This is a genomic window from Sphingobacterium bovistauri, from assembly GCF_020295405.1.
GTDB lineage: Bacteria > Bacteroidota > Bacteroidia > Sphingobacteriales > Sphingobacteriaceae > Sphingobacterium > Sphingobacterium bovistauri.
Genome location: NZ_JADEYP010000011.1, coordinates 85,681 through 112,643, shown reverse-complemented (window position 1 = coordinate 112,643; position 26,963 = coordinate 85,681). Strand labels below are relative to the sequence as shown.

Genomic DNA, 26,963 nt, shown 5'->3' with positions numbered 1-26,963 from the left:
TATGAGTAACAAAACATCAATCAAAGGTGGTGAGTTTGTAATTAAAGAAACTGCATACACTGATATATTTATACCTGAAGAATTTGATGAAGAAGCACAAATGATTCGTCAAACTTGTTTAGATTTCTTAGATGCTGAAGTTTTGAATAAGTTGGACCGAATAGATGCTCAAGAAGAGGGATTGATGCAAAGTCTGTTGGATAAGTCTGGAGAATTGGGAATGTTGGGTGTTTCTATCCCTGAAGAATATGGTGGTTTTGGCAAAAATTTCAATACATCTATGCTTGTGGCAGATGCGGTGGGAGGAGGATTTTCTTTTGCGGTAGCATTATCAGCACATACTGGAATTGGCACTTTGCCTATTTTGTATTATGGAAATGCTGAACAAAAAGCGAAGTATATTCCAAAATTAGGAACCGGAGAATGGAAGGCTGCGTATTGTTTGACGGAGCCAAATTCTGGATCGGATGCAAACTCAGGTCGTACTTCGGCGAAGCTAAATGCTGAGGGAACACATTATCTGATTAATGGTCAAAAAATGTGGATAACGAATGGTGGCTTTGCGTACATATATATTGTTTTTGCCAAAATTGATGATGATAAGAATCTTACTGCTTTTATAGTAGAGAAAGATTTTGGTGGAATCACCATGAATCCGGAAGAACACAAACTAGGTATCAAAGGTTCTTCGACGCGTCAAGTTTTCTTTAATGATTGCCCCGTTCCAATAGAGAATATGCTTTCTGAACGTGAAAATGGATTTAAAATTGCCGTTAATATTTTGAATATTGGTCGTATCAAATTAGGCGCGGCAACTATTGGTTCTGCGCGTTCTGTGATTTCTACAGCAGTTAATTATGCGAATGAGCGTGTGCAATTCAATTTGCCGATTTCTAAGTTTGGTGCAATTCGATACAAGTTGGCGGAAATGGCGACAAGATTGTTTGCGACAGAATCAGCGGCTTATCGTGCTGGACAAAACATTGATGATGCATACGATTCTTTAGTTGCAGGCGGAATGGATGAAGCGAAGGCGAAGTTAAAATCTGTAGAACAATTTGCTATTGAGTGTGCGATTATCAAAGTTTGGTGTTCAGAGATGCTGGATTATGTGGTAGATGAAGGTGTGCAGATCTACGGAGGTATGGGCTATTCGGCAGAAGCTCCTATGGAAAGAGCTTATCGCGATTCGCGTATCAACAGAATATTTGAGGGAACAAATGAAGTAAATCGCTTGTTGGTAGTAGATATGTTGTTGAAACGTGCGATGAAAGGTGAATTGGATTTAATGGGACCTGCTCAAGCTGTAGCGGGTGAATTGATGTCTATTCCTGATTTTGGCGAAGAAGATGATACGCCGTTCACTGCGGAGAAAAAGATTATTGCTAATTTGAAAAAGGCAGGTTTGTTGGTCGCTGGTGCTGCTGTTCAAAAATTAATGATGACTTTGTCTAAGGAACAAGAGATTCTGATGAATATTGCGGATGTAATCGGATATGTGTATGTGGCAGAATCTGTTTTGCTACGTGCGGAAAAATTGTATCATACAAGAGGTGAAGAGTCTGCTGCATTAGCGATAGATATGGCTCGTGTGTATTTGTATTCTACGATTGACAAAGTGAATGTGGCTGCAAAAGAAGCTTTATATTCTTTTGGTGAGGGAGATGAATTGAATATGATGTTGGTTGGTATTCGTCGTTTTACAAAGGCAGCACCTTTCAATGTGAAAGAAGCACGTCAACGTATTGCACGAAAACTAGTAGAAGAGAACAAGTACTGTTTTTAGATTTTTTTTATTTTTTATTTAGATTAGTTAGGCTTAACAATTTGTTAAGCCTAACTAGTTTATAGACTATTTTGTTTCAATTAATTTAGAATCACGTGTGTTTTTTTGAACAGCGATTGATGCGAATAGACTTAATACAAAGGACATTGCGTAAAAGCCTTTTTCACTTAATAATAATTCCGCATTCCACAGACCGATTATTAGAAGGGAAATGGACGCTATTGTTGCAAACCAACTTATTCCATAATACATATCCGTCACAGGAAGGTTTTCTGCTTTATCACGAACACTTTTTTGTACTGAGACAACTGCGAAAAGTCCAAAAAGTAATATGGTGAAATAATATCCTTTCTCATTTAATTCCATAGTGGCGTTCCATAAACCAATACAATATCCAATGACCCCAATAAATAGTGCAGCCCACGATGCACCAATGAAAGCAGGAGTTGGTTTTAAAGGATAGTTATTTTTCTCATCTAGTTTTGCATGATTCTTAATTTCAGAATCAATGTTTTCATTAAGATTTATTGGATTTTCCATTTTTAAATAGTTGGTTAATTATTTAAATATAGGATAATTAATCGTGTTTGAAAAAAAATGGAACTTGTCAAAGTTAATTTTTGGCTGAATGTAATTTCCTCTATTCATTTTGCATACTTATGTAGTGAAGTTCTTAGATGGATTATACTTAAGTTCAGTTTATAGCGAAATTAATGCCTTTGTGAATTAAATATTTAAATTAATGTATTGGTAATCAGTTGAATAAACATTAATGTATATTAAATCTATAAAATTAGTAGACTTTTTATTTTTTGTTTATATATTTGCATTGTTAACAATGCATTGTGTACAACTAGTTAATTATCAAACTTTAATTAATAATAAGTAATGAGTCTATTTTACAAAATTTCAAAATCAGAATGTGTAGTAGGAAAGTCTATTGAAAAGAATATCGTTTCGATAGGGAAAATGCGAATGTGTAATTAATTTTATTCCCCTTATGTATATAGAGAGGGGAAGTGTGAGGCTTCCCCTTTATTTTGTCTAATAATAAACAAGTGTTCAATTGGCGTTGTCGACTTGTAATGTTCACTAATAAACGGCTTAAATTTATGAATTATAAAAGAATTTATAGCATATCAATCGGATTATCTTTTTTGTTCGCACTTATTGATTTGGTTCATGCTCAAGAGATAAATCCTAAACCTATAATAAATGCATCTCTTGTAGGTACTATCATCGATGCTGATAGCAAAGAACCTATTTCGGGTGTCACGGTGCAATTGGACGCTGTTACACACCAGGTTAAAACAGATAGAGATGGGAAGTTTCAATTTGTAACTGGTCAAAAACTACCTTTTACAGTTATCATTTCCTATTTGGGGTATGAAACCAAGAAACTAGTAATAGAAACGTCTCCAGCTGTGATAGAATTAAAACAGAGTTTGAATACACTAGAACAAGTCTTTGTAACATCTAGACGCCGTACAGAGCAGGTTCAAGATATACCGATTCCAGTATCTATTGTAAAGGCAAGTGTTATTGAAGATGCAGGGGCTTTTAATGTCAATCGTATCAAAGAAGTTGTTCCATCAGTTCAATTGTATGCTTCCAATGCGCGTAATACTACATTGAATATTCGTGGCTTAGGTTCGACCTATGGTTTGACAAATGATGGAATAGACCCAGGTGTAGGCTTTTATTTGGATGGTGTTTACTTGGCACGTCCAGCAGCTACAGCATTGGATTTTATAGATATTGAGCAAATTGAAGTGTTACGAGGGCCACAAGGAACATTGTTTGGTAAAAACACAACTTCTGGTGCTTTCAATATTACCTCTCGCTTACCATCCTTTATTCCTGGGGCAAATTTTGAGGTAAGCTATGGAAATTATGGTTATGTACAAGGCAAAGCATCAATCACAGGCCCTATAGTGAAGGATAAGTTAGCTGCAAGAGTTTCATTCTCAGGTACACAACGCGACGGACTATTGTATAATGTCAATACAGACCGTCAAATCAATGATATCAATAATTTGGGTGTAAGAGGCCAATTGTTATTCACGCCGAATGAAAATATAAAGGTTACCCTGGCGGGGGATGTGACCAAGCAAAGGCCGGATGGTTATGGTTGGGCTGTTGCTGGTGTAGTTCAAAATCAACGTTCGGAATACAGACAGTTCAATAGTATAATAAAGGATTTGGGGTACGAAATCCCATACAAAAGTGCATTTGAGCGTAAAGTGGATTTAGATACACGTTCAAAAGCTGACAACGAATTAGGTGGTTTGTCATTGAATGTAGATTACAAAATTGGTAATGGTACATTGACCTCTACTTCGGCTTGGCGCTATTGGGACTGGGTGCCATTGAATGATAGAGATTATTTAGGAATACCTGTGTATACCATTTCTTCTGGAAATTCAAAACATGATCAATGGTCTCAAGAATTTAGATATTCAGGTAATATCAATGACAAAATTAGTGGTGTTGTTGGTGTGTTTGGATTATGGCAAAATTTAAGAACAGACCCTGTCCATACAGAAGAGGCTGGTGATGCATTGTGGCGTTTTCAACAAAATAATGCTGCAGCCTCACAATGGGCTTCAGGATTAGTGGATAGAGTAGGGATCCGTACGAATTATGGTATAAAAAGTACAAGTTTGGCTTTGTTTGGTCAATTGGATTGGGCTATAACTGATAAGTTGCACTTATTGCCTGGTATCCGCTATAACTATGATAGGAAAGTAGCAGATTACAGCCGTGTGAAATTTGTTGAAAATAGTATCAACTATACAGAAGCACAGTTGGTAGCTGTGAATAGTATTTATTCCAATCAGCAATTTGATGTGAATGCCGATGCGGATAATTTTTCAGGACAACTGTCTTTGCAATATAAATTCAATCCCAATTACAATACTTTCATAACCTATTCGAAAAGCTACAAGCCTATTGGCATTAATGTAGGTGGATTACCGGTTATAGATGGGAATGTTGCTACAGAATTGGCCGAAGTGAAGCCAGAATCAGTGAATCATTATGAATTTGGTGTGAAAACAAATCCAATCCGTAATGCCTTCCTGAACTTGACTTTATTCGAAACACAGATAAAGGATTATCAAACACAAGTACAAACACCTGACCCAGGAGTGAATAGAGGGTATTTAGCGAATGCTGAAAAGGTAAGTGTGAAAGGTCTGGAATTAGATGGAAGTATAAAAGTAAGTGCCTTTCTGCGAATCAATGCTGCGTTTGCCTATGTAGATGGAAAGTATGACAAATTTACGAATGCACCAGTGCCTTTGGAGGAAGTTGGAGGAGTACAAGCATTTAAAGATGTGTCAGGTGGTCAATTGCCCGGAATCTCTAAATATTCGTGGACTATTGCACCAGAATTTACGTTGAAAGGTAATTTTCTAAGTCTTCAAGGTAACTACTTCTTAGGTGTGGATGCTTTCTATCGTTCTAAATTTTCATCTAGTTCGTCACCATCTCAGTATTTAAATATTGATGCATATACACTGTTTAATGCGAGGGTTGGTTTCAGAGGTAGTAATGGATTATCTGTGATTGCGTGGAGTAGAAACTTAACAAACAAAGATTATTACGAACAATTATTGGCTGCCCCAGGAAATTTTGGGCAATATGCAGGAGTTGTGGGAGATCCACAGACCTATGGTGTAACATTAAGATATAATTTGAGATAAAAAATAAAGAAATGAGTGATAATATACAAGTTGCAGAACTTCAAATGAGAAATAAAAAGAAAATTTCGCCAATCGTAGGATTTATATTGGTTTTAAAAATTGTAATAATTGGTTATTTAGTGTACCTGCTGAAGGGTGCAATAGAGACTAATACTATAAATTTTGACTCCACTTTTTTCTTATTCATTTTGGCAGGATTTTTCGCTCAATTGATAGATGGAGCTTTAGGTATGGCTTACGGTGTTAGCTGTACTACTTTATTACTCAGTCTTGGTATTCCTCCTAAGCTAGCTTCAGCAAGCGTGCATACTTCTGAAATTTTCACAACAGGTGTTTCAGGTTTATCGCATATACGTTTCAATAATTTGGACAAAAAATTATTCTTTAAAATAGTGTTTACAGGTGTAATAGGTGCTAGTTTAGGTGCCTATCTCTTGGCTGACTTACTGGATGGCTCATTAGTAAAACCGTATATTTCTTTTTACTTGGTTTTCTTGGGAGGATATTTGGTGTACAAGGCAATTCGTAAAAAATCAGACGCTAAGCCGAAAACAAAATATGCACCAGTATTAGCATTATTCGGAGGCCTATTAGATGCTATAGGTGGCGGAGGTTGGGGACCTATTGTGACGTCTAATTTATTAAGTCAAGGACATAATCCGCGTAAAACAATTGGAACTGTTAATACAGCAGAGTTCTTTGTTACGTATTTCGCTACGGTTGTTTTTATCTTTATTCTAGGAGTACAGCATTTAGATATCGTATTAGGCTTGGTTATAGGAGGCGTTATTTCTGCACCAGTTGGCGCTTATGTAGCTTCCAAAGTGAATCCTAAACTATTAATGATTATGGTTGGGACATTAGTTGTCATTACCTCAACTTGGAGTTTAATAAGTCTTTTGTTGAAATAAACTCATATCTACCTATGAAATTACTAAACATTGATTCTAAACTTAATATAGGAATACACGAATTGGTGTTGCTTTACTGTATGTGCTACAAAGGACGAATGTGTCAATAATCTAACCACTCAGTTAGTCAAATTATCTTTTTTTGCTACTCAATTATTTTGAAGCTTATAATTCATCATTAGCTTCTATTTAGTAATTTTTAAATTTTCATTCTATGAATATTCAGCGTGTAAATATATACGCCCTAGCCATACTATTGCATATATTTTCAGTGTTATCTAGTTCGGCACAGGTGACAAAACCTATCATAAATGCGTCACTTGTTGGTACTGTCATCGATGCAGAAACAAAGGAACCTATTGAGGGGGCTACAGTACAATTGGAAGCGGTTACACACAGTGTAAAAACTGACAGAAATGGTAAATTTCAATTCGTCACGGGCCAGAAATTGCCTTTTACTGCAACGATTTCTTATGTAGGGTATGTATCTCAAAAAAATGTTTTCAAAACCTCACCAGCGATCGTAGAATTGAAACCAAAATCCAATGGATTGGAAGAGGTAGTGGTTGTAGGCTACGGGACACAACGTAAAGCAGATTTGGTAGGTGCTGTAAGTAAAGTGGATGCTTCAAAAACAAAAGTCATACCCGAAGCTAGTTTTGATACACAGTTGCAAGGTAATGTAGCTGGGGTGCAAATTAATGGTGGTACGGGAATTCCAGGAGGAAATACATTTATTCGGGTACGTGGTTCTACTTCCATTAACTCAAGCAATGATCCTTTATATGTTATTGATGGGATTTTTGTCAACAATACATCTTTGCAAAATAGTGCAGCTGACAGGACTACTTCTCCTTTAGCAGATTTAAATCCCAATGATATTGAAACTATTGAAGTCTTAAAAGATGCAGCTGCTATTTCTATTTATGGTTCTAAAGGAGCAAATGGTGTCATTTTGATTACCACAAAAAAGGGTAAATACGGACAAACAGCAAAGGTAGATGTTGAGCTTTCTCAAGGATTTGGTTATGCACCTAAAAAATGGGATTTAACAAGTGGTTCCGAACACGCTTTATTGGTAGAAGAATATCGTAAAAATGAAGGTTTAGCTCCTGTTTTTACAGCAGGTACACGAGGTTTGCCAAAAGATCAACCTACTTACGATAGACAAGCTATTCTAAATAAAACCGCAGGATTCAAAAACTATAATGTTGCGGTAAGAGGTGGTGGAGACCAAACGGTGTACTACATTGCTGGTGGGTATAATGACCAAGAAGGTGTGTGGAAAACAATGGGTTTTGAAAGAGGGAGCTTCCGTATTAACCTAGAGCAAAAAATTAATGAGAAAATCAAAGTTGGAACTACTAATACTTTTTCAAGGTCCAAGCGCGAAATCGGTCGTGCTGTAGGTTCTGGAAATACTGGTGGTTTGTACCAGGCTTCTGTGGATATTCCAACATATTTACCTTTGTTTGATGAGTCAGGAAAAGCCCTGAATTGGGTCAATTTCGATAATATATCATCTTTGGTTAACAATACGGACAACAGTGCGAACAGTAACCATTATATAGGGTCAATCTATGGTAACTACAATATTCTACCCAATCTTGTTTTCAAAACCAGCTTTAGTGTAGATTATAATATCTATGAAGAACGTGAATATTGGAATACCAATTTGTTGCGTGGGATTGCTAATAATGGAGAGGCGATAGCGAGTTATACGCAGTCTGATTTCTGGGTGAATGAACAAACACTACGTTATAACAAGATTGCCGATAGACATAGTTTCGCTATTTTGGTGGGGAATCACATTCAGAGTTCAACCACTAAAAACACTTTTTCAAGAGGAACAAACTTTCCAAATAATTCATTCAAATTGATTTCCGCAGCGGCAAATCAAACCGTCGATGAATCTTGGGGAAGCAATACGATGCTTTCTTTTTTTTCAAGATTGGAATATAATTTCAATAATAAATATTTCGTTGAAGGTGTTTTCAGAGCCGATGGTTCTTCCAAATTCGCCAAAGACAATCTTTGGGGATATTTTCCTGCAGTAGGATTGGCTTGGAAAATTAGCAAAGAAAACTTTCTTAAAGACCATAAAGTCTTAAATAATCTAAAATTAAGAGTTAATTACGGTATTGCGGGTAACCAAAGCGGTATTGGAGATTTCAAATATAGAGGACTTTGGATTGCTGGAGAAGGTTATCCAGATATTGGGACGACTGAATTACCAGGCATAAAACCATTGCAATTAGCTAACCCTAATCTAAAGTGGGAAGAGACGGCTCAATTTAATATTGGTGCTGATGTAGGATTATTTAAAGACCTTATCGCGTTAGATCTAAATTATTACAACAAAAGGACTACGGATGCTCTTCTGGAAGTTGCAGTAGAGAATTATTCAGGTTTTCAATCTTATTTGTCTAATTATGGCCAATTAAGCAATAAAGGATTTGAGATCGGTTTGAATGCTAATATTTTCACGAAAAAACCTTTTAACTGGATATCTTCTTTCAATATTTCTCAAAACAAGAATAAAATAGAGGTTCTACCGAATCCAATGTCTTTTGAAGATAGACAGTTTATCCGTATAGAACAAGGCTATCCGCTGTATTCGTATTGGTTGTACAATGTACAAGGCGTAGACTCACAAACGGGTGATTTGCAGATAGAAGATGTCAATAAGGATGGTCAAATTACAGCTTCAGACCGTAAGATCGTGGGTGATTCTTGGCCTAAATTCTTCGGTGGATGGAGCAACAATTTTTCTTACAAAGGCTTCGATTTGAATGTGCTTTTTACCTATTCCTTTGGAAACAATGTGTGGAATCACAATAGAGCTTTGGGTGAGCAAGGTGGTAAATTGGATGCAAATCGTGTGTTGTTTGCGACGCAATTAGATAGGTGGCAAAAACCTGGCGATATTACTGATGTTCCTAGATTGGCATTGAAAAACTATGATAAACAGGAATTAAGCCGATTCTTTGAAGATGGTTCATTTCTCCGATTACGTAGTTTTAATTTTGGATATACTTTGCCAAAATCTTTAATCTCAAAAATTCATTTAGACAAAGCCAGAGTGTATTTCGTAGGAACGAACTTATTCCTATTAACAAAATACACTGGCGCTGACCCAGAAACGCGTATCGAAAGAGGAGAAAGCCAAAATATTCAAGGTTATGATTTTGCTTCGCCTCCAACTCCACGCACATTTCAATTAGGTATTAATTTGACTTTATAATCATGAAGAGAAAACAAATAAAAAAGATTACTACATATATATTCGGCATAATAATATCTATTGCATTGCTAAGCTCATGTTCCGATTTTTTAGAGATAGAACCAAAAGAGTCCGTGGATGAATCCGTGGCTATCACGGACAAAAAATCTCTTCAAACGGCTTTGAGAGGATTGTATCGCGCAGTAGGTTCGAATAGCTATTATGGAGATGGATTCGTGGCTTTAGGTTTTGTACCTAGCGGTGATGTGGAATTTAATGTAAATGATAATTTATCCAATTTCAGTTTTAGAGCGGATGCTTCCGAATTTGTAAGCGTTTGGGCTAGCATTTATAGTACAATTAATATTGCAAATCATATTCTTCTAGTGACACCAACATTAACGGATGTTTCGTTGACAGATACTGAACGTAATAAAGCTATTGGCGAAGCATATTTTGTACGCGCTTTGGCATATTTTGATTTGGCAAGAGGTTGGGGTGGTGTTCCTATCAAAACCAAACCAACCGTAAATATTAAAGATGAGGAAAAAATAAAAAGAAGTACGCGTGAAGAAACCTATGCTTTTGTACTTAACGAATTAGAAGAAGCAGAAAAACATTTGGGTAATGATATTAACCGTGTTCGCGCTACAAAATCAGCTGTCTGGGCTTTGAAAGCGCGTTTATATTTATACACTCAAGATTGGGATAAAGCAGCAGAATATGCAACTAAGGTTATAAACATCTCTAATGCATATAAATTAACGGAGACATACTCTGGTTGGTTTAAGAATAATGTAACTCAAACTCAGGAATCTATTCTTGAAATTGCTTATTCGGCTCAAAATCAAAATTCTTTACGTGCACGTATGACTTTGCTAACACGTGGCGGTTCTTATCGTTTTAGGCCTGCAGATGCTGTAATTGCTACCTTAAGAAATCCTGCTACTGGAGGTTCACGGGTGGATTTATTGGATAGTGCTACACAAGGTGGTGTTAAACAATTTGCTGGTGCACTATATTATCGCAGTCCCGCTACTGACCCGGCTTATGTATTACGATTGGCTGAGCAATATTTAATTCGTGCTGAATCTTTAGCACGACAAGAACACTTAGAGCAAGCTCGCCTAGATATTAATAGAATCAGGTCTAGAGCAAATTTACAGGATATTCCGACAGGAAAATCTAAACAGGAATTATTGGACATTATTTTAGCAGAACGACGTTTAGAATTTCTTTGGGAGGCACACCGTTATTTTGATTTGGTGCGAGCAGGCAAGTTACAAACTGAGGTTGCAAAGCTAAAACCCAACGTAGTCGTGAAACCTTATTTTAATGTTTTTCCGATTCCTATCAATGAAGTGGAATTAGGTAAGTTGGAACAAAACCCTAATTATTAACCAAAATTATACAGGAGGTACTTAATATGAGTAATTCTAAAAATGCATTAGCACAGGAATTTCAAGAACCAATTTCTGTGCGAACTGAAAAAACAGCATGGCAGCATTGGCAACTGTTAGTTTTTCGGTTTTTATTTATTTTCTTTTTGTTCTTTATCGTCCCGATAGACCCAAATTATTATCAACGATTACTACATATTTCTTGGTCTGAAAATCCATTCTATGGCTTATTAGAATTGACGCGTTATCAACCTGAGTTTATTTCCTTAAAGGATGCTGAAGGAGTGCCTGTGTTAGGTTTAGCATCATATGCCAATTGGATTATAGTATTTGTGTTGGCGGTCATAGGCACACTGATATGGACAATAAAGGATAAAGGAAGAACAGAATATAACGTGCTTTTCTATTGGTTATGTGTGGTAGTACGCTATCGTTTGGCTATACTTTTATTCACTTATGGTGTATACAAGCTGTTTCTTTTACAAATTCCATCCGCTTCATTGAGTAATCTGTTTACAAATTATGGCGATGCTTATGCGTGGAAAGTGTATTATCAGACCACTAGTTTGTCCAATTTCTATGTGGAGTTTTTAGGATTTGTAGAGATTTTGGGAGCACTTCTATTAGTTTTCAGAAAATCAACGACTTGGGGGGCAGGATTGATATTAGGTTATATTGGTAATGTGGCTGTTGCTAACTCTTTTTATGATTTGGGGGATTTGTCGTTAAGTACTTTCATTGTTTTGGGGGCAGCATTTTTGTTTGCTCCACAAGTACCTCGATTATTTCAGTTGTTGATTCAAGAAAAAAGAGTTTTTCAGCTCAGCATTCTGATTGATTTTAAATCTGTTTCTTGGAAGTACTACCATAAGATTGCTAAAATCACTTTGTTTGCATTTTTTGCACTTGTACTTTTTGCCGGTTTTGGAGAATCTCAAAAAGGATTTGGTTCATACAAATACCCGAAAACTCCAGGTTTAGAAAATGCTTACGGTATCTACGATGTTAAGGAGTTTATCCTCGATGGAGACACGATTCCATATTCTAATATTGATTCTACACGTTGGCAAAATGTGATTTTCGAAAAATGGTCTACCATATCAATTCTAAATTATAAGCCAGTGATAATAGATAAAACTTCTGGAGAAAATTATCATTCTTCGGATTTGGAAAGAAATTATGAATTAGCAGGATTCGCTGGTCGTCATTATTACCATTATTCAATTGATTCTTCGAGTAATACATTGCACTTGATAAACAAAAATCGTCATCATCGTGATGAAGAGTTTCATTTAGTTTTTCAACGACCTAATGAAAAAACGGTGGTGTTGTCGGGCAAAAATTCAGAAGGCAATGATTTAAAAGTCGTGCTAGAGAAAGTTGAAAAGAATTATATGCTATTCGAAGGACGAAGAAAAGCAGCGCGTTTATAACATAAATTGAAGGTATTACATTCTAATTTTAGGACTTATGTCACAGATAGAAGTGTTAGAAAATCCAATAGCAAAGGAAGAAGCTATTGTTGAGACCAAAAGAAAATGGACGGCTACTCAAAAGCTAGCCTTTAGAGTTTTCGGAACTTATTTTTTCTTGCTGTGTATTCCGGCTTATGCAGCATTTTATAATCATTTGTTTAATTTGGATTTCTCTAAATTAACCTATCATGATTTCCAAAGTGTAGTTGCTTTTTGGCCTCCACAGTTTGTGTTAATAGAGTCAGAGGAGGGTGTATTCGGATTTTTGAATTATATAAATTTGATTATCTTAATCGTTGTATCAATAGTGATAGGGCTGATTTGGTCGCTATTGGATAAAAAGACAGAAAACTATACTAAATTGTATTATTGGTTTCATGTCGTAGTTCGATACCGTTTAGCTTTTGGGATGATTGGTTGGGGATTAAAAAAGGCCTTTCCAATGCAAATGGTGTACCCGACGATAGGTATGTTTAATACCCCTTTTATTGATATGGCAGAGAAAAAGCTGTATTGGTCGCATGTAGGTGTGTCCTTTTGGTACACTGTTTTCTTAGGATTTGCTGAAATACTTCCGGGATTGTTATTGTTAAATAAAAGAACAGCAAGCTTTGGTGGTGCATTAGCCGCGGTAGTGTGCTTTAATATTGTATTAGCCAATCACGCTTTTGATGCTGGAGTTGCTGTCCCTGCAGCTTATTTTACGTTGCTTGGTATATTTATCCTGTGGAAAGATATCAAAAAAATTTACAAGGTAATTAGTACAAATGAATCTGTGCAACTAGATCGATACTATCCTATATACACAGTTAATTGGCAGAAATATCTTCGCGTTGGAGTAAAATATGTTAGTATTTTCATTTTTGCACCATTGGCTGCAGCGTTTTGGGGATATGGGTTTTTCTATGGAAACAATTATAATTTACCAAGTACGCAAGGCTTAACAAATACAGCAGGACTTTACCAGGTTGTTAAATTTGAACTCAATGGTCAAGAAATTCCTTACAATCCGGTGGACAGTATTCGTTGGCATGATGCTATCTTTGAGAATTGGTCTACTTTAAGTTATAAAACCAATAGAATGGCCTTAGTGGATAGAATGATTGGTTATTCTCCACTTCGGGTAAAAGGTGATAATAAAAACACACGCCTAAATCAGGTCAATACACAAGATTCAGATAAGTTATTTAAGCTTAAGAAAAATAGAGATTTGGGGGTAACCCGGTGGGAAGTTGGTGGCATGGCTGGAAATAGAAGTTATTTTTTCTATGAATCGGATGTGATTAATCATAAATTAGTGTTGCAAAATAAAAACAAGAACCATATTGACGAAAAACTTAATTTGACATACCATATCAAAGACGATGGACATATTTCATTGTCGGGTGTAAATCATCGTGCCGATTCTATAGCTGTGGAATTGACTAAAGTCAATAAAAAATATCCATTGGCAGAAGGGCGTAGAAGTAAGGTTCAACAATTTTAAAAACTATTAAACCGTGAAAAAATACGATGCAATAATAGTAGGTTCAGGCCCTAATGGTTTTGCGGCAGCAATTACGTTGCAAAAGATAGGTCTCTCAACATTAATTGTTGAGGGTGCTGACACTATTGGTGGTGGGATGCGAACTAAAGAGCTTACTTTACCAGGATTTAGGCATGATGTATGTTCCGCCATTCATCCTATGGCTATGGCATCTCCATTTATGCGTTCACTTCCATTATCGAATTTCAGTTTGTCTTTTGTTGATGCAAAATATGAAGCTGCACATCCTTTATTACGTGAAGAAGGTACTGTTTTGCATCGTGATTTAGCAAAAACAATAGCCGATTTAGGCGTAGATGGGTCATATTATAGTGATTTAATAGAACCAGTTGTTAATAACTGGGATAAATTGGCAAAGGATACAATGGGGCCATTGGGGGTTCCAAAACATCCTTTTAATTTGGCAGCTTTTGGTTTGAGGGCTATTCAGCCAGCTTCTTGGTTGGCTAGAAATTTTAAGACCGAAAGAGCAAAGGCGTTATGGGGAGGCATGGCGGCTCATGGTATCCAACCATTGGATAATTTAACAACTTCCGCTATTGGAATGGTATTATTGGGAGTAGGCCATCGATATGGATGGGCGATTCCTAGAGGAGGCTCACAATCTATAGCTAATGCTTTAGAGAGTTACTATAAGTCGCTAGGTGGTGAAGTTCAGACTGGGGTCTGGTTTTCGGACAGGAATGAACTTCCAGAACATAAAATATTGCTATTGGATATGACGCCAAAACAATTGTTAAATGTGAAAGGCCTTGATTTTACGAGCGGGTATACGAAACAATTGCAACGCTACAAACAAGGAATGGGCGTGTTTAAAATTGATTGGGCACTTTCTGAGGAAACACCTTTTACAGATTTACGGGCTCGCGAAGCAGCTACTGTTCATGTAGGAGGTACATTTAACGATATAGCGTTGTCCGAAGAAGATGGACAAAGAGGAAAAGTTACGGATAAGCCATTCGTGTTGTTTACACAGCAAAGTAAATTTGATAAAACAAGAGCTCCTGAAGGAAAGCATACCGGTTGGGCATATTGTCACATACCGAATGGTTCAACAGTAGATTATACAGAAATCATAGAAAACCAAATAGAACAGTTTGCTCCCGGATTTAAGGATACGATATTAGCGAGACATACGTTCAGTCCCGCACAAATGGAAGCATATAATCCGAATTATGTAGGTGGGGATATTAATGGAGGTATTATGGATATCTCACAGTTGTATACGCGGCCCATCTTGTCTTTAAATCCGCATCGTACATCAAATAAATCCGTATACATTTGTTCTTCGGCTACACCTCCAGGTGGTGGTGTGCACGGTATGTGTGGATTCCATGCTGCTCGCATAGCGTTGAAGGATCACTTTAATATTTCAGTAAGTTTATAATGGCAGATAAAAAGATTGTATTAGCTGGCGGAACAGGGAATATCGGTGATTTACTATCATCTGTTTTAGTTCAATTAGATTATGAGGTAATCATATTGAGTAGAAAATTACACACTTCAAAACATTCTAATATTAAATACATACGATGGGATGGAGAGACAGTAGGAGAGTGGAAAGAAGCATTGGAAGATGCGGATACACTGATAAACCTTAGCGGAAATTCAATTCAGTGTCGATTCACTGAAAGGAACAAAAAAGAGCTTTTGTCCTCTCGGATTGATCCAACAAGAATTTTGGGTGAAGCTATAGATGAGGTGAAAAATCCACCACGACTATGGATTAATTTTTCAGGCATTTCTATTTTTGAAGGTTTAGAGGGGATGCATGATGAAGAATCAAAAGATTGCGGAAATACATTTTTAGCGAATCTGACAAAGCAATGGGAGAATTCATTTTTCTCTGCTAGAACACCGAATACGGCAAAAGTATGTCTTCGACTTAGTCCAGTGTTGTCTCGAGATTTTGGCATGTTCAAGGAATTGTATCCTTTGGCAAAACTTGGATTAGGAGGAAAAGTAGGCGATGGAAATCAAAAAGTGTGTTGGATTCACGAGGATGATTTAGTTAAACTGGTTCTTTGGATTATCAATCATGAATCTCCATCTGATTTGTACCATGCTTGTTCATCTGCACCGGAATCAAATAAATTATTTATGAAAAATTTACGAAAAGCAGTCGGCATGCCTTTGGGAATGCCCCTGCCTACTCTTTTCGCAAAAATAGGAGCCTATTTCAAAGGGGTGGAAAGTGATATGCTTTTACGCACAAACTCGGTGTATGCTATTCGACCTGCAAAAGAAGGATTTGAATATAATTATCCAACAACACAAAAGGCTTTTGAACATCTAACTAAAAAATAACAATACAACTAAATTATGTCAACAAAAAGAATAGCTTTTACCGAAGATTGGGTGGTGGTGATTTTAGGATTGGGTCTTGTGGTTTTGGCTTTATTAGGGATTATCATTCCAAAACCAACTTTTAGTTGGTCCTCTACAGCGGAATTAACCGGTAAAGTTCTTTCTATTTCCAATTTTACTAAAATTGGAAGTCAATTTTTTACTGTTTATATTACCGCTATCGTGGGGGCGTTTTTGTTAAAGAAGTCTGTTAAATCTTTAGTATTTGTGTTTCCAGTAGTTTTTATTTTGACTATCCTTAGTTTAATATTGGCAGGAAATGCTACTGTCAAAGAATATAATCTTGAGGCTGTGATTTTTGCTTTGGGAATAGGTTTGCTGATTAGCAATACATTCTCCTTACCTGATTGGTTTAAAAATGCCTTAAATACAGAGTTGTACGTCAAAATTGGTTTGGTTTTGCTCGGTACAACGGTGATTTTCGGAGACATTTTAAAAGCCGGTTCTTTGGGATTAATTCAAGCCTTGGTGGTGGTGATAACCGTATGGTATTTTGCATTTTGGCTTTGTAAAAAGCTTAAGATTGATAAAGAAATGTCCTTAATGCTGGCCAGTGCAGTGTCTATTTGTGGTGTGTCTGCGGCGATTGCTACTTCAGGTGCTATAAAAGGTGACAGCAAAAAACTATCTTACGTGATCTCCTTGGTCTTGATTACAGCTATTCCAATGATGATTTTCATGCCTTACTTGGCTGAGTGGATGGGATTATCACAGGAAGTGACAGGCGCATGGTTGGGCGGATCAATTGATACAACGGGTGCTGTGGTAGCCTCAGGATCGCTGGTCGGAGAAAGAGCGTTGGAGATAAGCACAATAGTTAAATTTTCCCAAAATGTATTGTTGGGAATTGCTGCTTTTGCAATTAGTATCTATTGGACGTATTCCAAATCAGTAAATGATGAAACGAAAAAAGAAAAGCCAACCTTAAAAATAATTTGGGAGCGATTTCCCAAATTTGTAATCGGTTTTGTGTTTGCCTCTTTGTTATTTTCATTTTTCATTTCTCCAGAAACAAATGGTTTGGTGAAGGAAAGTCTTAAAAGTTTACAGAGCCTATGGTTTGTATTGGCATTTACATCAATAGGTCTGGAGACTAAATTTAAAGATCTTTTCCAGCATAGCAATAAAAAACCGTTGTACGCATTTTTAATCGCTCAAGGATTTAATATACTCGTTACGCTGCTAATTGCTTTATTATTATTTAGATAAAAAACATTCCACCCTTATAAGATTTGCCTATAAGTTAGTCCGAATGTGTTATTTTGATAAGTTGGTAAGATAGTATATGTGTTTTCTTTCTTGGAAAACATTCGTTCAAATTTTGGCATCAACCAATAGCCCAGTTTTGTACTTAGTATACCTATTCCGGCACCCATAGTGACATCTGAAAACCAATGTTTGTTATTATACATTCTAAAGAAACCTGTAGCAGATGCAATAGTGTAACCAGCTATACCGTACCATGGTGATAGGTGGTGGTATTCTTGCCATAGAAGCTCGGCTCCGACAAATGCAGTAGCCGTATGACCTGACGGAAAAGAATTGTCTGAAGATTGGTCAGGTCTCATGATATGTATTTTAGCTTTCATTATATTTACTGTGGCGGCCATTATAATGTGTGAAAGACTCCCCGCATATAATTTTTGTTTGAGATTGTGTTTAGACTTAATCCCCATGTAATCTAAAGACAAGAATGCAGCAGTCGGTAAATATTGGGTATAATCATCAATAGGGAATTTAGTTTTTGAGACTGGAGTAACAGAGGATTTAATAATTTGATTGAGTTGATCTTTTTGTTGATTTTTCATACAAATTAATCCCTGAGTAATTAATACAGTCGGTACTATTAATGGTTTTATAAATTTAACTGTTTTATGAGAAGTCGTGTCAATATTAAGACTATCGGGTAGATTGTTATTACATATACCAATTTTTGATATAATGATTAGTAGAAATAAAATAGTTTGTTTCATTTAAATATTTAATTTAAGATTAAAATAAATATTTAATATGATTTATAAGTTAATCATAATTTAATTTTGTTGTTTTTTTTTTGATTGTAGAGTTTTGTCCAAAGTTAGGTCTATAATTTTATGGAAAATCGTATCTTAAAGCATCATAATATCAAATAAGTACATGAGCGAAAAGGAGCTTCTATTGCAATATAAGACTACAGGTAGTCTAGAAGTATTGGGCAAATTGTATGCTCCCTATATGTCGTTGCTATACGGTGTGTGCTTCAAGTATTTGCAAGATGCTGAGCAAAGCCAGGATGCTGTGATGCAAATTTTTGAGGAACTCATTATTAAATTAAGAACTCATGAAGTGGATAATTTCAAGAGCTGGCTTCACGTCTATTCGAAAAATTATTGTTTGATGCAATTGCGTAAAGATAAGCGAAGACCGCAAGTTGACATAGAAGAAAACCTCTTCGAAAGTGAACAAAAATTGAACGCAGTTGATGCCGATAAGTGGGAGGAAAGAGACTTTGAGAAACTTGAGGATTGTATGCAGACGCTTAATGCTGAACAAGAGCAATGCGTTCGTTTATTTTATTTGGAACAAAAGTGTTATAAAGATATCGCTGATGAAACGGGCTTAGATTTGAATAAAGTCAAAAGTGCTATTCAAAATGGAAAGCGGAATCTGAAAATTTGTATGGAGAGTAAGAAAAATGGAAAATAATTACCAACTATCGCGAATTCATAATTACGTACATGGTTTGATGAGCCGAGACGAAATGCATGCGCTAGAGCGGGAAGCCTTGGAAGACCCATTTTTGCAGGATGCTATAGATGGCTATAAGTTGCAACAGGGAGTTGACGCTAAACAATTAAGCATATTGCAACAGCGGTTGGCGACACGAGTACAAGAGCAAGCCACCAATAAAAATAGAAGATTCTACAGTTGGCAGCGTTTGGCGATTGGTATGGCAGCAGGGGTAATGTTTATGATTGTGTGTACGCTGATTTTGATGCGTTATTTGCCACAACAAAGGACTGCGACTTTAACAGAGGTAGTTGTCAATGAATCGACATATGATTATAAAATAACTCCGAATAACAATTCAAGTGATGCGATACCTGTAGATGGATGGGGAAAATTATATAATCAACTTTCGTCTAATTATTCAAATAGTGAAGAGTTTCAAGGAACATTATATATCACTTTTAAAATTGATAATAATCAACGAGCTTTTAATATCTCTGTAGAGGGTAAAGATGGTGTAAAGTATGATGAATTAAAGGATATTATAAGAAATAAAATCAAATGGAAAGGTACACAGGGTGCCATTACATTAGATGTTTGGGAAGTAGGGGCCTATGAAGAGATATAATTCATTTGAAGAAATCGATTATCTTAATTAATCATAAAGGATGAAGGTTGGCAATTTGCCAACCCTTTATGTTTCTATTACTCTTCCCAACGAATTTTATCTTCTATCGGAGAGCGAGCAGGCTCACGTGGTTCTGCATTGTGGTGACCCAAATAGAAAAGACCAATACATTTTTGGTTTTCCTCTAAATTCAAGAAACCACCCAAGTGATTGATTAATCCTGGTGTCGCCCAGTATCCACCAATATTCAATGAATGCGCAGCCAACCAAATATTTTGTACAGCACATGCTGTAGCAGCCAATTCCTCCCACTCTGGCAAATCACCTGTATAGTTTACAACAATTGCGATAGCTACGTTGGATTGTGTAGCTTTTTTCGCCATATTTTGTTCCATTACTTCCGTGTATTTTTCAGCAGGAGTAATGTCTTTGTAAATACGCGCTAATTCGCTTCCTAATCTTTCTAGACCTTCTTTACGAAAGATTACAAAACGCCATGGTTGTGTACGTTTGTGTGTAGGAGCAGCATTTGCTGCTTCTAAGATTGTTAAAAGATCTTCTTTAGAGATATCTTGATCCGTAAAACTGTTTTGATTAACTGTTCTGCGGTATTTTATTGCATTTAAAACTTCGTTTGACATAATATTTGATTATTAGATTAAGCTTTTTCTTCCCAAATTGTGGCAATAAGTAAAATTGTCTTAACAGCTTTTTCCATATCTTGTTTACTTACCCATTCCATTTTACCGTGGAAGGCATGTCCGCCAGCAAAAACATTTGGACAAGGTAAACCCATAAAAGATAGTCTAGAGCCATCCGTACCACCACGGATGCTACGACGTTCTGCTTTCATACCTGCGCGTGCAATAGCTTCAAGACCGATTTCCATAATTTGTGGATATTGGTCCAACACTTCTTTCATGTTGCGGTATTGCTCTTTGGTCTCTAATGTATATGTACATCCTGGATATTGAGCGACGATATCCTTAGCTATATTTTCTAATTCTGCTGCGTGTTTAACTAAATTAGATGTGTCGTGGTCTCTTACGATAAAGTTTATAGTCGCTTTTTCAACAGAACCAGAAATACCTGTCGGATGAACAAATCCTTGTTTTCCTGATGTGCTCTCAGGCGATAATCTATCGGTAGAAAGGGAATCAACAATTTTGGAAGCAATTTTGATAGCTGACTGCATTTTTCCTTTAGCAAAACCTGGGTGAACAGACACACCGTTGATCGTAATAGTAGCCGCATCAGCCGAGAAAGTTTCGTCTTCTATAGTACCAGCTTTCTCACCATCCATGGTATACGCAAACTGAGCTCCTACACGTTCAAGATTTACAAAATCTACACCACGACCAATTTCTTCATCTGGTGTAAATAAGATTTTGATATCACCGTGCTTGATTTCAGGATGTTCAATTAACAATTTCGTAGCTTCCATGATTTCAGCCACACCCGCTTTGTCATCAGCACCTAATAAAGTTGTTCCTGAAGCTGTGATGATATCATTACCTATTTGTTCAGCTAAATCTCTGTGTTCTGCATATCGAATGACAACAGTATTATCATCTGGTAACACAAGATCTTGTCCTTGATAATTTGCATGAACGATAGGTTTTACATTGGTGCCCGAACAATCTGGAGAAGTGTCTACATGCGAACAAAAGCATATCACAGGTACATTTTTCGTCGTATTAGAAGGAATAGTGGCATATACATATCCGTTTTCATCCAATTCAACATCTTTTGCTCCAATTTCTATTAATTCCTCAACTAGAATTTTACTAAGATTTAATTGTTTTGCAGTAGAGGGGAATGTTACTGAGTCAGCATCGGATTGTGTATCTATCTGTACATAACGCATAAAGCGGTCTGCAACGGATAAATTTGATAGTTTATTTATAATAGAATTATCCATTTGTAAATCAATATATCTACAAATGTACTAAAGTTAGGATGTTTTTAAAGCATATTAATTGTCAAGAATATGCATAAAAAGGGGAAGTTATGAACTTCCCTTTTTTATTATTTTTGTTTGTCAACCCAACCAAATACGGATTGCAAAACATTTGAATTTCTTGAACCACCAATATTTTGTCTGATTTTTAATTCTTCACCTGCTACTTTTACAAAAAGTCCATCAATTGCTTTTTGAGTAACGTACGCTTTAAGATCTGTTTGAACTTTGTTATTCGATAATGGAAGCGCATTGTAAGCAGATGTTAATTGAGTCCAATATGTGCCTACATTATTTTTTCCTAATGCAGATTCTACAATAGGGCTGAATTTTTGTGTCAATGTAGCTGAGGTCGTTCTTTTAAAGAATGAAGTAGCTGCATCTTGTTGCGAACTTAGTAGAATATTGAAAGCATCAGTCACCGTCATTTGGGATAATGAATTCACGAATACTGGAGCTGCTTCTTTAACGGCAGATTCAGCAGCTCTATTTAAACTCATTAGAAAATTATCAACTAATTTTCCCATGCCAGCAGAGCGTAATACTTGTTCAACTTTTTGCGCTTCTTGAGGCATCATTATTTTTACTAATGCATCGCCATAGAATCCATTAGACGCTGATAATGTATTTATACTATTTTGTAGTCCATTATTCAACGCTTGTTTGATTCCTGTTGTAGCTTCAGCTTGCGTAATGGTACCAGAAGTAGATCCTGTGTTATTTGTTGTTGTTCCTGGTGTCGTAGTTTGAGGCAAAGAATTAGCGATTTGACTCATTGTTTCACAAGAAGTGAATACGGGAAGTGTTGCAATACCAATCGCTAAATATTTTATTGAATTCATGTATTTATAAAATTAAATTGTTCTCAAAAATACGAAAACTTATCACCACTCTAGTTGTACGGAGACAGGAAAATGATCTGATGGATATTTGCCAATATAGGTGTCGGTTAAAATGCCGTATTTCAATACGTTAAACGGCTTGGATACAAAGATGTGGTCTATTCTTCCTTTTTCTTTAATATTTTTACCCCAGCCATTGAAGGTTGAACTAGGTTCATATACAATAGGTGACAGATAGTAGGTATCCTCAACACTGGTTGAATTTGCTAATGTAAAATAAGCTTCGTCTTTTTCGTTTACATTCAAATCTCCACATATTATTAGCGGTAATCCTTTTGCTAACTCTTTTGCTTTTTGAAGCATTAGTTTAGCGCTTTCCTTTCTAGCTGTTTTTCCTATGTGATCAAAATGTGTATTCATGATAATAAACTGCTTGCTGTTTGCTTCATCTTCAAAAATACCCCACGTGCAGATACGCGGTAGTGCAGCATCCCAGCCTTTGTTTGGTGATTCAGTATTAGTTGAGGACAACCAGAATGTTCCGCTTTTAATTGCTCGGAAACGTTCTTTTTTATAGAAAATTGCAGAATATTCGCCTTTATCTTTACCGTCATCACGGCCGACACCTACCCAATTGTATTTGGGTAGTAATTTTTGCATATCGTCCATTTGATCCTTGAAAGCTTCTTGAACTCCAAATATATCAAACTCATGATATTTAATTTGATTTGCCACTTTTTCCTTACGGTCTATCCATAAATTTCCCGTATCAACTTGATTACGTTGACGGATATTATACGTTGCTACATGAAATGATTGAGCAGATACGCTGTATATGCAGCAAAGTAGAATAGCAATACTTACTAGCTTTTTCATGTTATTTTTTTAGAATTTTCTTTAATAGTTCTGGTTCGTCAGTCGTAATGTATTCTACTTTTTGATCTATAAAATAGCGCATTTCCTCCTCTTTATTTACTGTCCAAACATTAACTTTCATTTTGTGTTTTTTTGCTTCAGGGATATAAGATGGGTTATTTTTGAACACATTGTAGTTAAAATCCATTTCATTGAATCCGTCTTTATACAAATCGGATGGACTTTTGTTGCTTCCCAAGAATTGTACTCTTACTTTTTTGTCTAACTTTTTGAGGTGAAGACAAGCGTCATAGCTGAAAGAAATGAATACAGTTTGTTTTAGCCCTTTTAAATCTTTTACTAATTTGTAAGCTAATTCAGCAGCCTCTTTAGATCGTTCTTTACCCAATAGACTTGGTTTTATTTCAAAAATCATCTTGGTTTTCTTTTGCTTTAATCCCTCACGCATATACTCTTCTGCAGTAGGGAGCTTTTCGCCGTTTGACAATTTTTTCTGACTCAATGTAGCATAATCATTATTCGCAATGTCAGTTCCCTGATAATCATTGTCGTGATTGACAACAAGTACATCATCTTTTGCTAATACGACATCAAATTCAGTACCCCATACTTTTTGGTCAATGGCGTGTTTCAATGCCGCAATGGAATTTTGTGGTACTTTAGTATTTTTCCATGCTCCTCTATGTGCAACTATTTTGGTTGATTGTGCAAATGTGGTAACTGAGAAAATAATTAGAACGGCAAATAATGTTGTTTTTTTCATTTTTTATGTGTGGTTTAATTAGTTACGTATATAATATTGGAAACTTTGCGTTCGCCAGCATGGTCAAACTTGTTGTTGTCTGATGGATAATTAACAATTCCATTGTGAGGCTCAGAATGAATATACATAGCTGTACTTCCTCCGCCGTCAAGATTCATAGCGGTAGAGCATCCATACCATTTCAATAGATTTGCTAATTCATGTAGATTCATCCCTTGAGACTCATTTCTACGACCATCAACGGTAATCAAGACTAATTTATTGCTTTTGATACCGATTGCTGTTCGAGGGTGTCTGTTGTCGTTAAATGCGTTTTTGGTTAATGTTGAATGTGAATTATTTGAAATTAACATTGGACCAGCCAACATAATATTCGAAAAGTGGCCAATACTAGATGAGTCTGTAGAAATTTCGGTTGATTGCTTATCAAATGCAAGATAGGCATTTGCGCGAACACTTTTTGATCGTGTATGATTCACAATTTGATTGTCGACTTTGATAAAATCTACTGCTCCTCCATTTTTCATGTCAAAAAAGCCACCATTAATAGCAACAGTCGCATTAGATTCTTTCGCTAGTTTTGATGTTAGTTCTCGACTTTGAGGCAATGCTTTAAGGGCTAGTTTTTTCTGGTTTTTTTTGAGATCTATTTCAAGGATATTAATTATTTGGTTACTGTTGAATAGATTGGATGTTTTGGCGCTTTTCCAAAGTACACCTCTAGCAATTTTATTGGTTTGCCATTGTTGTTGCACAAAAGCAATAGAATCTTTTTCAGTACTTGGCTGACTGATTGCAAGCAGTGGTAATAATAAGGTAAATAAAAAGGCAGTAATGTTTTTCATAATTACTGCCTAATTTAAATATCTTATGTTAATTTATCTGTACGATTAACACTTTCCTTCCCATTCTGCATAAAATTGTTGCAAATATTTTTCCATGAAAGCATGTCTTTGCTCCGCTAAACCTTTAGCAGTTGCTGTATTCATCTTGTCTTTTAATAATAAAAGCTTCTCATAAAAGTGGTTAATCGTTGGAGCAGAAGTGTTTTTATATTCCTCTTTGTTTTGATGTTTTATGGGCTTTATGGAAGGATTATAGATTTCTCTATTTTTATAACCACCATAATTGAATGCGCGAGCTATTCCTATTGCACCAATAGCATCTAGACGATCAGCATCTTGCACGATTTCTAATTCCTTCGAATGAAAAGAAATCTCACCCAAAGAAGCTTTGAAGGACATATTCAGAATGATTTGCTGTACATGTTCTACCATTAGTTTGTCCACACCTATCGATGCTAAAAATTCACCTGCTACACGTGGGCCGATCGTTTCGTCACCATCGTGAAATTTACTATCTGCGATATCGTGTAATAGAGCTGCAAGTTCACAAACTATATTATCTGCTTGTTCGGATTGTAAAATCAATTTGGTGTTGTTCCAAACACGCTGAATATGCCACCAATCGTGGCCTGATTCCGCAAATTTTAACCTATCTTGTACAAATGCTACTGTTAGATCTATGGTGTGTTGCATGTGTTTAATCTTTTGTTCCGTCGTAAAGTTCGTATTGTAATAATCTGCAGTCTAATTTACCATTAAAAAATTCAAATCTCCTAGAAGCTTTTAAACCAATTTTTTTGGCAAGGTCTGGATTACCAGTAAATACATAGCCGCGATAGCCTTTACACTCCTGTTTCATGAAGTCGCCAACGCGTTTGTAGGTCAATTCTAATTTGCTATGCACACCAAGACGTTCACCATATTCTGGATTGAACATGATGACACCAGGGTCGGTAGGCACTGTTGTTTCTGCAAAATCACATACCTCAAATGTTATCAAATGTTCTACACCAGCTGTCTGTGCATTAATTTTTGCAATTTCAATGGCCTCTTTAGAAATATCCGACGCGATGATAGGAGGAAGGTTCGTTTTCTCTGTTTTATCTTTCAATAATCTTCTCTCTTGAAAGAAAACTTCTTCATCATATCCAATTAAGTGCATAAATGCATAATTCATTCGGTATAAACCAGGCATTCTCTTTTGTGACATAAGGGCTGCTTCAATAGCTAATGTGCCTGAACCACACATCGGATTGATAAATGGAGATTTCCCATCCCATTTTGTAGCCATTATCGTCGAAGTTGCTAATGCTTCTAACATTGGTGCTTTTCCTGGATGTTTACGGTAACCATGCTTAGCCAAAGTTTCACCAGAGGTATCTAAAAATATTTCGGCACGATCTTCCATCCAATGCAAGTGAATAACCGTTTTGTGTGCGTCAGGACCTGTGTCGGGACGCACCCCTTTTTTGTCTTTTATTCTATCTACTATCGCATCTTTCACTTTTACATTGGCAAAAAGAGGCGTAGTAATAGTCTCATTATGTACATTGGATGTTACTGTAAAATAGCCATCAAAAGGAATAATATTTTCCCAGTCGATTTTTACTAATGCATCATATAATTCTTTTGGGTCATTGGCACGAAATGAACCTATTTCATATAATACCTGACTTGCAGTTCGAAGATTAAGATTAAGTCGAATACATTCATTGATGGACGCATGTAATTCTACACCTGTATTGAATGCTCTTTTTATTTCGTAGCCTAATTCTGTAATTTCTTCTTGAAGGAATGGTGATAATCTTTTGTTACAAGTTATTATCACTTTGCTTGCTGTGTTGAAAACTTCTTTCATATTTGTGCAAAGTTAATTAATCTTCGACGCAAAAATTGTGTAATTTTACGGTTTAATACAATTAATG

Annotated in this window: 22 protein-coding genes; 12 read left to right on the top strand and 10 right to left on the bottom strand. The window is 36.1% G+C overall.

Going from position 1 to position 26,963, the window contains the following annotated elements; translation table 11 throughout:
- Nucleotide 1: 1 nt before the first annotated feature.
- Nucleotides 2-1,786, top strand: coding sequence for an acyl-CoA dehydrogenase family protein (locus IPZ78_RS07825; RefSeq protein WP_225552443.1), 1,785 nt, complete (start codon nt 2-4; stop codon nt 1,784-1,786).
- A gap of 66 nt (nt 1,787-1,852) precedes the next feature.
- Here the strand turns inward: IPZ78_RS07825 and yiaA are convergent, their stop codons facing one another.
- Nucleotides 1,853-2,326, bottom strand: a complete 474-nt coding sequence (gene yiaA / locus IPZ78_RS07820; protein ID WP_225552442.1) for an inner membrane protein YiaA — start codon at nt 2,324-2,326, stop codon at nt 1,853-1,855.
- Between the two features lie 572 nt (nt 2,327-2,898).
- Here yiaA and IPZ78_RS07815 point away from each other — a divergent pair.
- From IPZ78_RS07815 to IPZ78_RS07775, 9 genes are all read left to right on the top strand, one after another.
- On the top strand, nt 2,899-5,493 hold the full coding sequence (locus IPZ78_RS07815; RefSeq protein WP_225552441.1) for a TonB-dependent receptor: 2,595 nt from the start codon (nt 2,899-2,901) through the stop codon (nt 5,491-5,493).
- An 11-nt stretch (nt 5,494-5,504) separates the two neighbouring features.
- Nucleotides 5,505-6,404 carry a sulfite exporter TauE/SafE family protein gene (locus IPZ78_RS07810; protein WP_225552440.1) on the top strand — a complete coding sequence of 300 codons (900 nt, stop codon included), beginning with the start codon at nt 5,505-5,507 and terminating at the stop codon, nt 6,402-6,404.
- Nucleotides 6,405-6,618: 214 nt separating this feature from the next.
- Nucleotides 6,619-9,648 (top strand): SusC/RagA family TonB-linked outer membrane protein, encoded by a 3,030-nt coding sequence (locus IPZ78_RS07805; RefSeq protein ID WP_225552439.1) that lies wholly within the window; start codon nt 6,619-6,621, stop codon nt 9,646-9,648.
- Between the two features lie 2 nt (nt 9,649-9,650).
- Entirely contained in the window at nt 9,651-11,027 is a 1,377-nt protein-coding gene (locus IPZ78_RS07800) for a RagB/SusD family nutrient uptake outer membrane protein (RefSeq protein WP_225552438.1), read from the top strand.
- A gap of 26 nt (nt 11,028-11,053) precedes the next feature.
- Entirely contained in the window at nt 11,054-12,460 is a 1,407-nt protein-coding gene (locus tag IPZ78_RS07795; RefSeq protein WP_225552437.1) for a DoxX family protein, read from the top strand.
- Nucleotides 12,461-12,497: 37 nt separating this feature from the next.
- Complete coding sequence (locus IPZ78_RS07790; RefSeq protein ID WP_225552436.1) at nt 12,498-13,988, top strand: hypothetical protein; 1,491 nt, start codon at nt 12,498-12,500, stop codon at nt 13,986-13,988.
- A 13-nt stretch (nt 13,989-14,001) separates the two neighbouring features.
- On the top strand, nt 14,002-15,435 hold the full coding sequence (locus IPZ78_RS07785; protein ID WP_225552435.1) for a phytoene desaturase family protein: 1,434 nt from the start codon (nt 14,002-14,004) through the stop codon (nt 15,433-15,435).
- Nucleotides 15,435-16,355 carry a TIGR01777 family oxidoreductase gene (locus IPZ78_RS07780; RefSeq protein ID WP_225552434.1) on the top strand — a complete coding sequence of 307 codons (921 nt, stop codon included), beginning with the start codon at nt 15,435-15,437 and terminating at the stop codon, nt 16,353-16,355. The genes IPZ78_RS07785 and IPZ78_RS07780 overlap by 1 nt, the downstream gene beginning before the upstream one ends.
- A gap of 15 nt (nt 16,356-16,370) precedes the next feature.
- Nucleotides 16,371-17,624: a YeiH family protein gene (locus IPZ78_RS07775; RefSeq protein ID WP_225552433.1), complete on the top strand. Its 1,254-nt coding sequence runs from the start codon at nt 16,371-16,373 to the stop codon at nt 17,622-17,624.
- A gap of 14 nt (nt 17,625-17,638) precedes the next feature.
- Here the strand turns inward: IPZ78_RS07775 and IPZ78_RS07770 are convergent, their stop codons facing one another.
- Nucleotides 17,639-18,223, bottom strand: a complete 585-nt coding sequence (locus IPZ78_RS07770) for a phosphatase PAP2 family protein (RefSeq protein WP_225552432.1) — start codon at nt 18,221-18,223, stop codon at nt 17,639-17,641.
- Between the two features lie 328 nt (nt 18,224-18,551).
- On the opposite strand from IPZ78_RS07770, the gene IPZ78_RS07765 reads away from it, so the two are divergent.
- Together IPZ78_RS07765 and IPZ78_RS07760 are read left to right on the top strand one after the other, a co-directional pair.
- Nucleotides 18,552-19,100: an RNA polymerase sigma factor gene (locus IPZ78_RS07765; protein ID WP_225552431.1), complete on the top strand. Its 549-nt coding sequence runs from the start codon at nt 18,552-18,554 to the stop codon at nt 19,098-19,100.
- Complete coding sequence (locus IPZ78_RS07760; RefSeq protein WP_225552430.1) at nt 19,090-19,752, top strand: hypothetical protein; 663 nt, start codon at nt 19,090-19,092, stop codon at nt 19,750-19,752. Before IPZ78_RS07765 ends, IPZ78_RS07760 begins: the two co-directional genes overlap by 11 nt.
- A gap of 77 nt (nt 19,753-19,829) precedes the next feature.
- On the opposite strand, the gene IPZ78_RS07755 is transcribed toward IPZ78_RS07760, so the two are convergent.
- From IPZ78_RS07755 to IPZ78_RS07720, 8 genes are all read right to left on the bottom strand, one after another.
- Nucleotides 19,830-20,393, bottom strand: coding sequence for a nitroreductase family protein (locus IPZ78_RS07755; RefSeq protein ID WP_225552429.1), 564 nt, complete (start codon nt 20,391-20,393; stop codon nt 19,830-19,832).
- A 17-nt stretch (nt 20,394-20,410) separates the two neighbouring features.
- Nucleotides 20,411-21,673: a peptidase T gene (gene pepT, locus IPZ78_RS07750; protein WP_225552428.1), complete on the bottom strand. Its 1,263-nt coding sequence runs from the start codon at nt 21,671-21,673 to the stop codon at nt 20,411-20,413.
- A 107-nt stretch (nt 21,674-21,780) separates the two neighbouring features.
- Nucleotides 21,781-22,554, bottom strand: coding sequence for a DUF4197 domain-containing protein (locus IPZ78_RS07745; protein ID WP_225552427.1), 774 nt, complete (start codon nt 22,552-22,554; stop codon nt 21,781-21,783).
- A gap of 42 nt (nt 22,555-22,596) precedes the next feature.
- Nucleotides 22,597-23,430 carry an endonuclease/exonuclease/phosphatase family protein gene (locus IPZ78_RS07740; protein WP_225552426.1) on the bottom strand — a complete coding sequence of 278 codons (834 nt, stop codon included), beginning with the start codon at nt 23,428-23,430 and terminating at the stop codon, nt 22,597-22,599.
- Nucleotide 23,431: 1 nt separating this feature from the next.
- Nucleotides 23,432-24,193 (bottom strand): glycerophosphodiester phosphodiesterase family protein, encoded by a 762-nt coding sequence (locus IPZ78_RS07735; protein WP_225552425.1) that lies wholly within the window; start codon nt 24,191-24,193, stop codon nt 23,432-23,434.
- A gap of 14 nt (nt 24,194-24,207) precedes the next feature.
- Complete coding sequence (locus IPZ78_RS07730) at nt 24,208-25,038, bottom strand: phosphodiester glycosidase family protein (protein ID WP_225552424.1); 831 nt, start codon at nt 25,036-25,038, stop codon at nt 24,208-24,210.
- 45 nt (nt 25,039-25,083) lie between these two features.
- Entirely contained in the window at nt 25,084-25,731 is a 648-nt protein-coding gene (locus IPZ78_RS07725) for an HD domain-containing protein (protein WP_225552423.1), read from the bottom strand.
- Between the two features lie 4 nt (nt 25,732-25,735).
- Nucleotides 25,736-26,896 carry a THUMP domain-containing class I SAM-dependent RNA methyltransferase gene (locus tag IPZ78_RS07720; RefSeq protein WP_225552422.1) on the bottom strand — a complete coding sequence of 387 codons (1,161 nt, stop codon included), beginning with the start codon at nt 26,894-26,896 and terminating at the stop codon, nt 25,736-25,738.
- Nucleotides 26,897-26,963 lie beyond the last annotated feature (67 nt).

Excerpts from the sequence above, each read along its gene's own strand:
- IPZ78_RS07825 (WP_225552443.1), top strand. The coding sequence starts at position 2 with ATGAGTAACAAAACATCAATCAAAGGTGGTGAGTTTGTAATTAAAGAA.
- yiaA (WP_225552442.1), bottom strand. The coding sequence starts at position 2,326 with ATGGAAAATCCAATAAATCTTAATGAAAACATTGATTCTGAAATTAAG.
- IPZ78_RS07815 (WP_225552441.1), top strand. The coding sequence starts at position 2,899 with ATGAATTATAAAAGAATTTATAGCATATCAATCGGATTATCTTTTTTG.
- IPZ78_RS07810 (WP_225552440.1), top strand. The coding sequence starts at position 5,505 with ATGAGTGATAATATACAAGTTGCAGAACTTCAAATGAGAAATAAAAAG.
- IPZ78_RS07805 (WP_225552439.1), top strand. The coding sequence starts at position 6,619 with ATGAATATTCAGCGTGTAAATATATACGCCCTAGCCATACTATTGCAT.
- IPZ78_RS07800 (WP_225552438.1), top strand. The coding sequence starts at position 9,651 with ATGAAGAGAAAACAAATAAAAAAGATTACTACATATATATTCGGCATA.
- IPZ78_RS07795 (WP_225552437.1), top strand. The coding sequence starts at position 11,054 with ATGAGTAATTCTAAAAATGCATTAGCACAGGAATTTCAAGAACCAATT.
- IPZ78_RS07790 (WP_225552436.1), top strand. The coding sequence starts at position 12,498 with ATGTCACAGATAGAAGTGTTAGAAAATCCAATAGCAAAGGAAGAAGCT.
- IPZ78_RS07780 (WP_225552434.1), top strand. The coding sequence starts at position 15,435 with ATGGCAGATAAAAAGATTGTATTAGCTGGCGGAACAGGGAATATCGGT.
- IPZ78_RS07775 (WP_225552433.1), top strand. The coding sequence starts at position 16,371 with ATGTCAACAAAAAGAATAGCTTTTACCGAAGATTGGGTGGTGGTGATT.
- IPZ78_RS07770 (WP_225552432.1), bottom strand. The coding sequence starts at position 18,223 with ATGAAAAATCAACAAAAAGATCAACTCAATCAAATTATTAAATCCTCT.
- IPZ78_RS07765 (WP_225552431.1), top strand. The coding sequence starts at position 18,552 with ATGAGCGAAAAGGAGCTTCTATTGCAATATAAGACTACAGGTAGTCTA.
- IPZ78_RS07760 (WP_225552430.1), top strand. The coding sequence starts at position 19,090 with ATGGAAAATAATTACCAACTATCGCGAATTCATAATTACGTACATGGT.
- IPZ78_RS07755 (WP_225552429.1), bottom strand. The coding sequence starts at position 20,393 with ATGTCAAACGAAGTTTTAAATGCAATAAAATACCGCAGAACAGTTAAT.
- pepT (WP_225552428.1), bottom strand. The coding sequence starts at position 21,673 with ATGGATAATTCTATTATAAATAAACTATCAAATTTATCCGTTGCAGAC.
- IPZ78_RS07745 (WP_225552427.1), bottom strand. The coding sequence starts at position 22,554 with ATGAATTCAATAAAATATTTAGCGATTGGTATTGCAACACTTCCCGTA.
- IPZ78_RS07740 (WP_225552426.1), bottom strand. The coding sequence starts at position 23,430 with ATGAAAAAGCTAGTAAGTATTGCTATTCTACTTTGCTGCATATACAGC.
- IPZ78_RS07735 (WP_225552425.1), bottom strand. The coding sequence starts at position 24,193 with ATGAAAAAAACAACATTATTTGCCGTTCTAATTATTTTCTCAGTTACC.
- IPZ78_RS07730 (WP_225552424.1), bottom strand. The coding sequence starts at position 25,038 with ATGAAAAACATTACTGCCTTTTTATTTACCTTATTATTACCACTGCTT.
- IPZ78_RS07725 (WP_225552423.1), bottom strand. The coding sequence starts at position 25,731 with ATGCAACACACCATAGATCTAACAGTAGCATTTGTACAAGATAGGTTA.
- IPZ78_RS07720 (WP_225552422.1), bottom strand. The coding sequence starts at position 26,896 with ATGAAAGAAGTTTTCAACACAGCAAGCAAAGTGATAATAACTTGTAAC.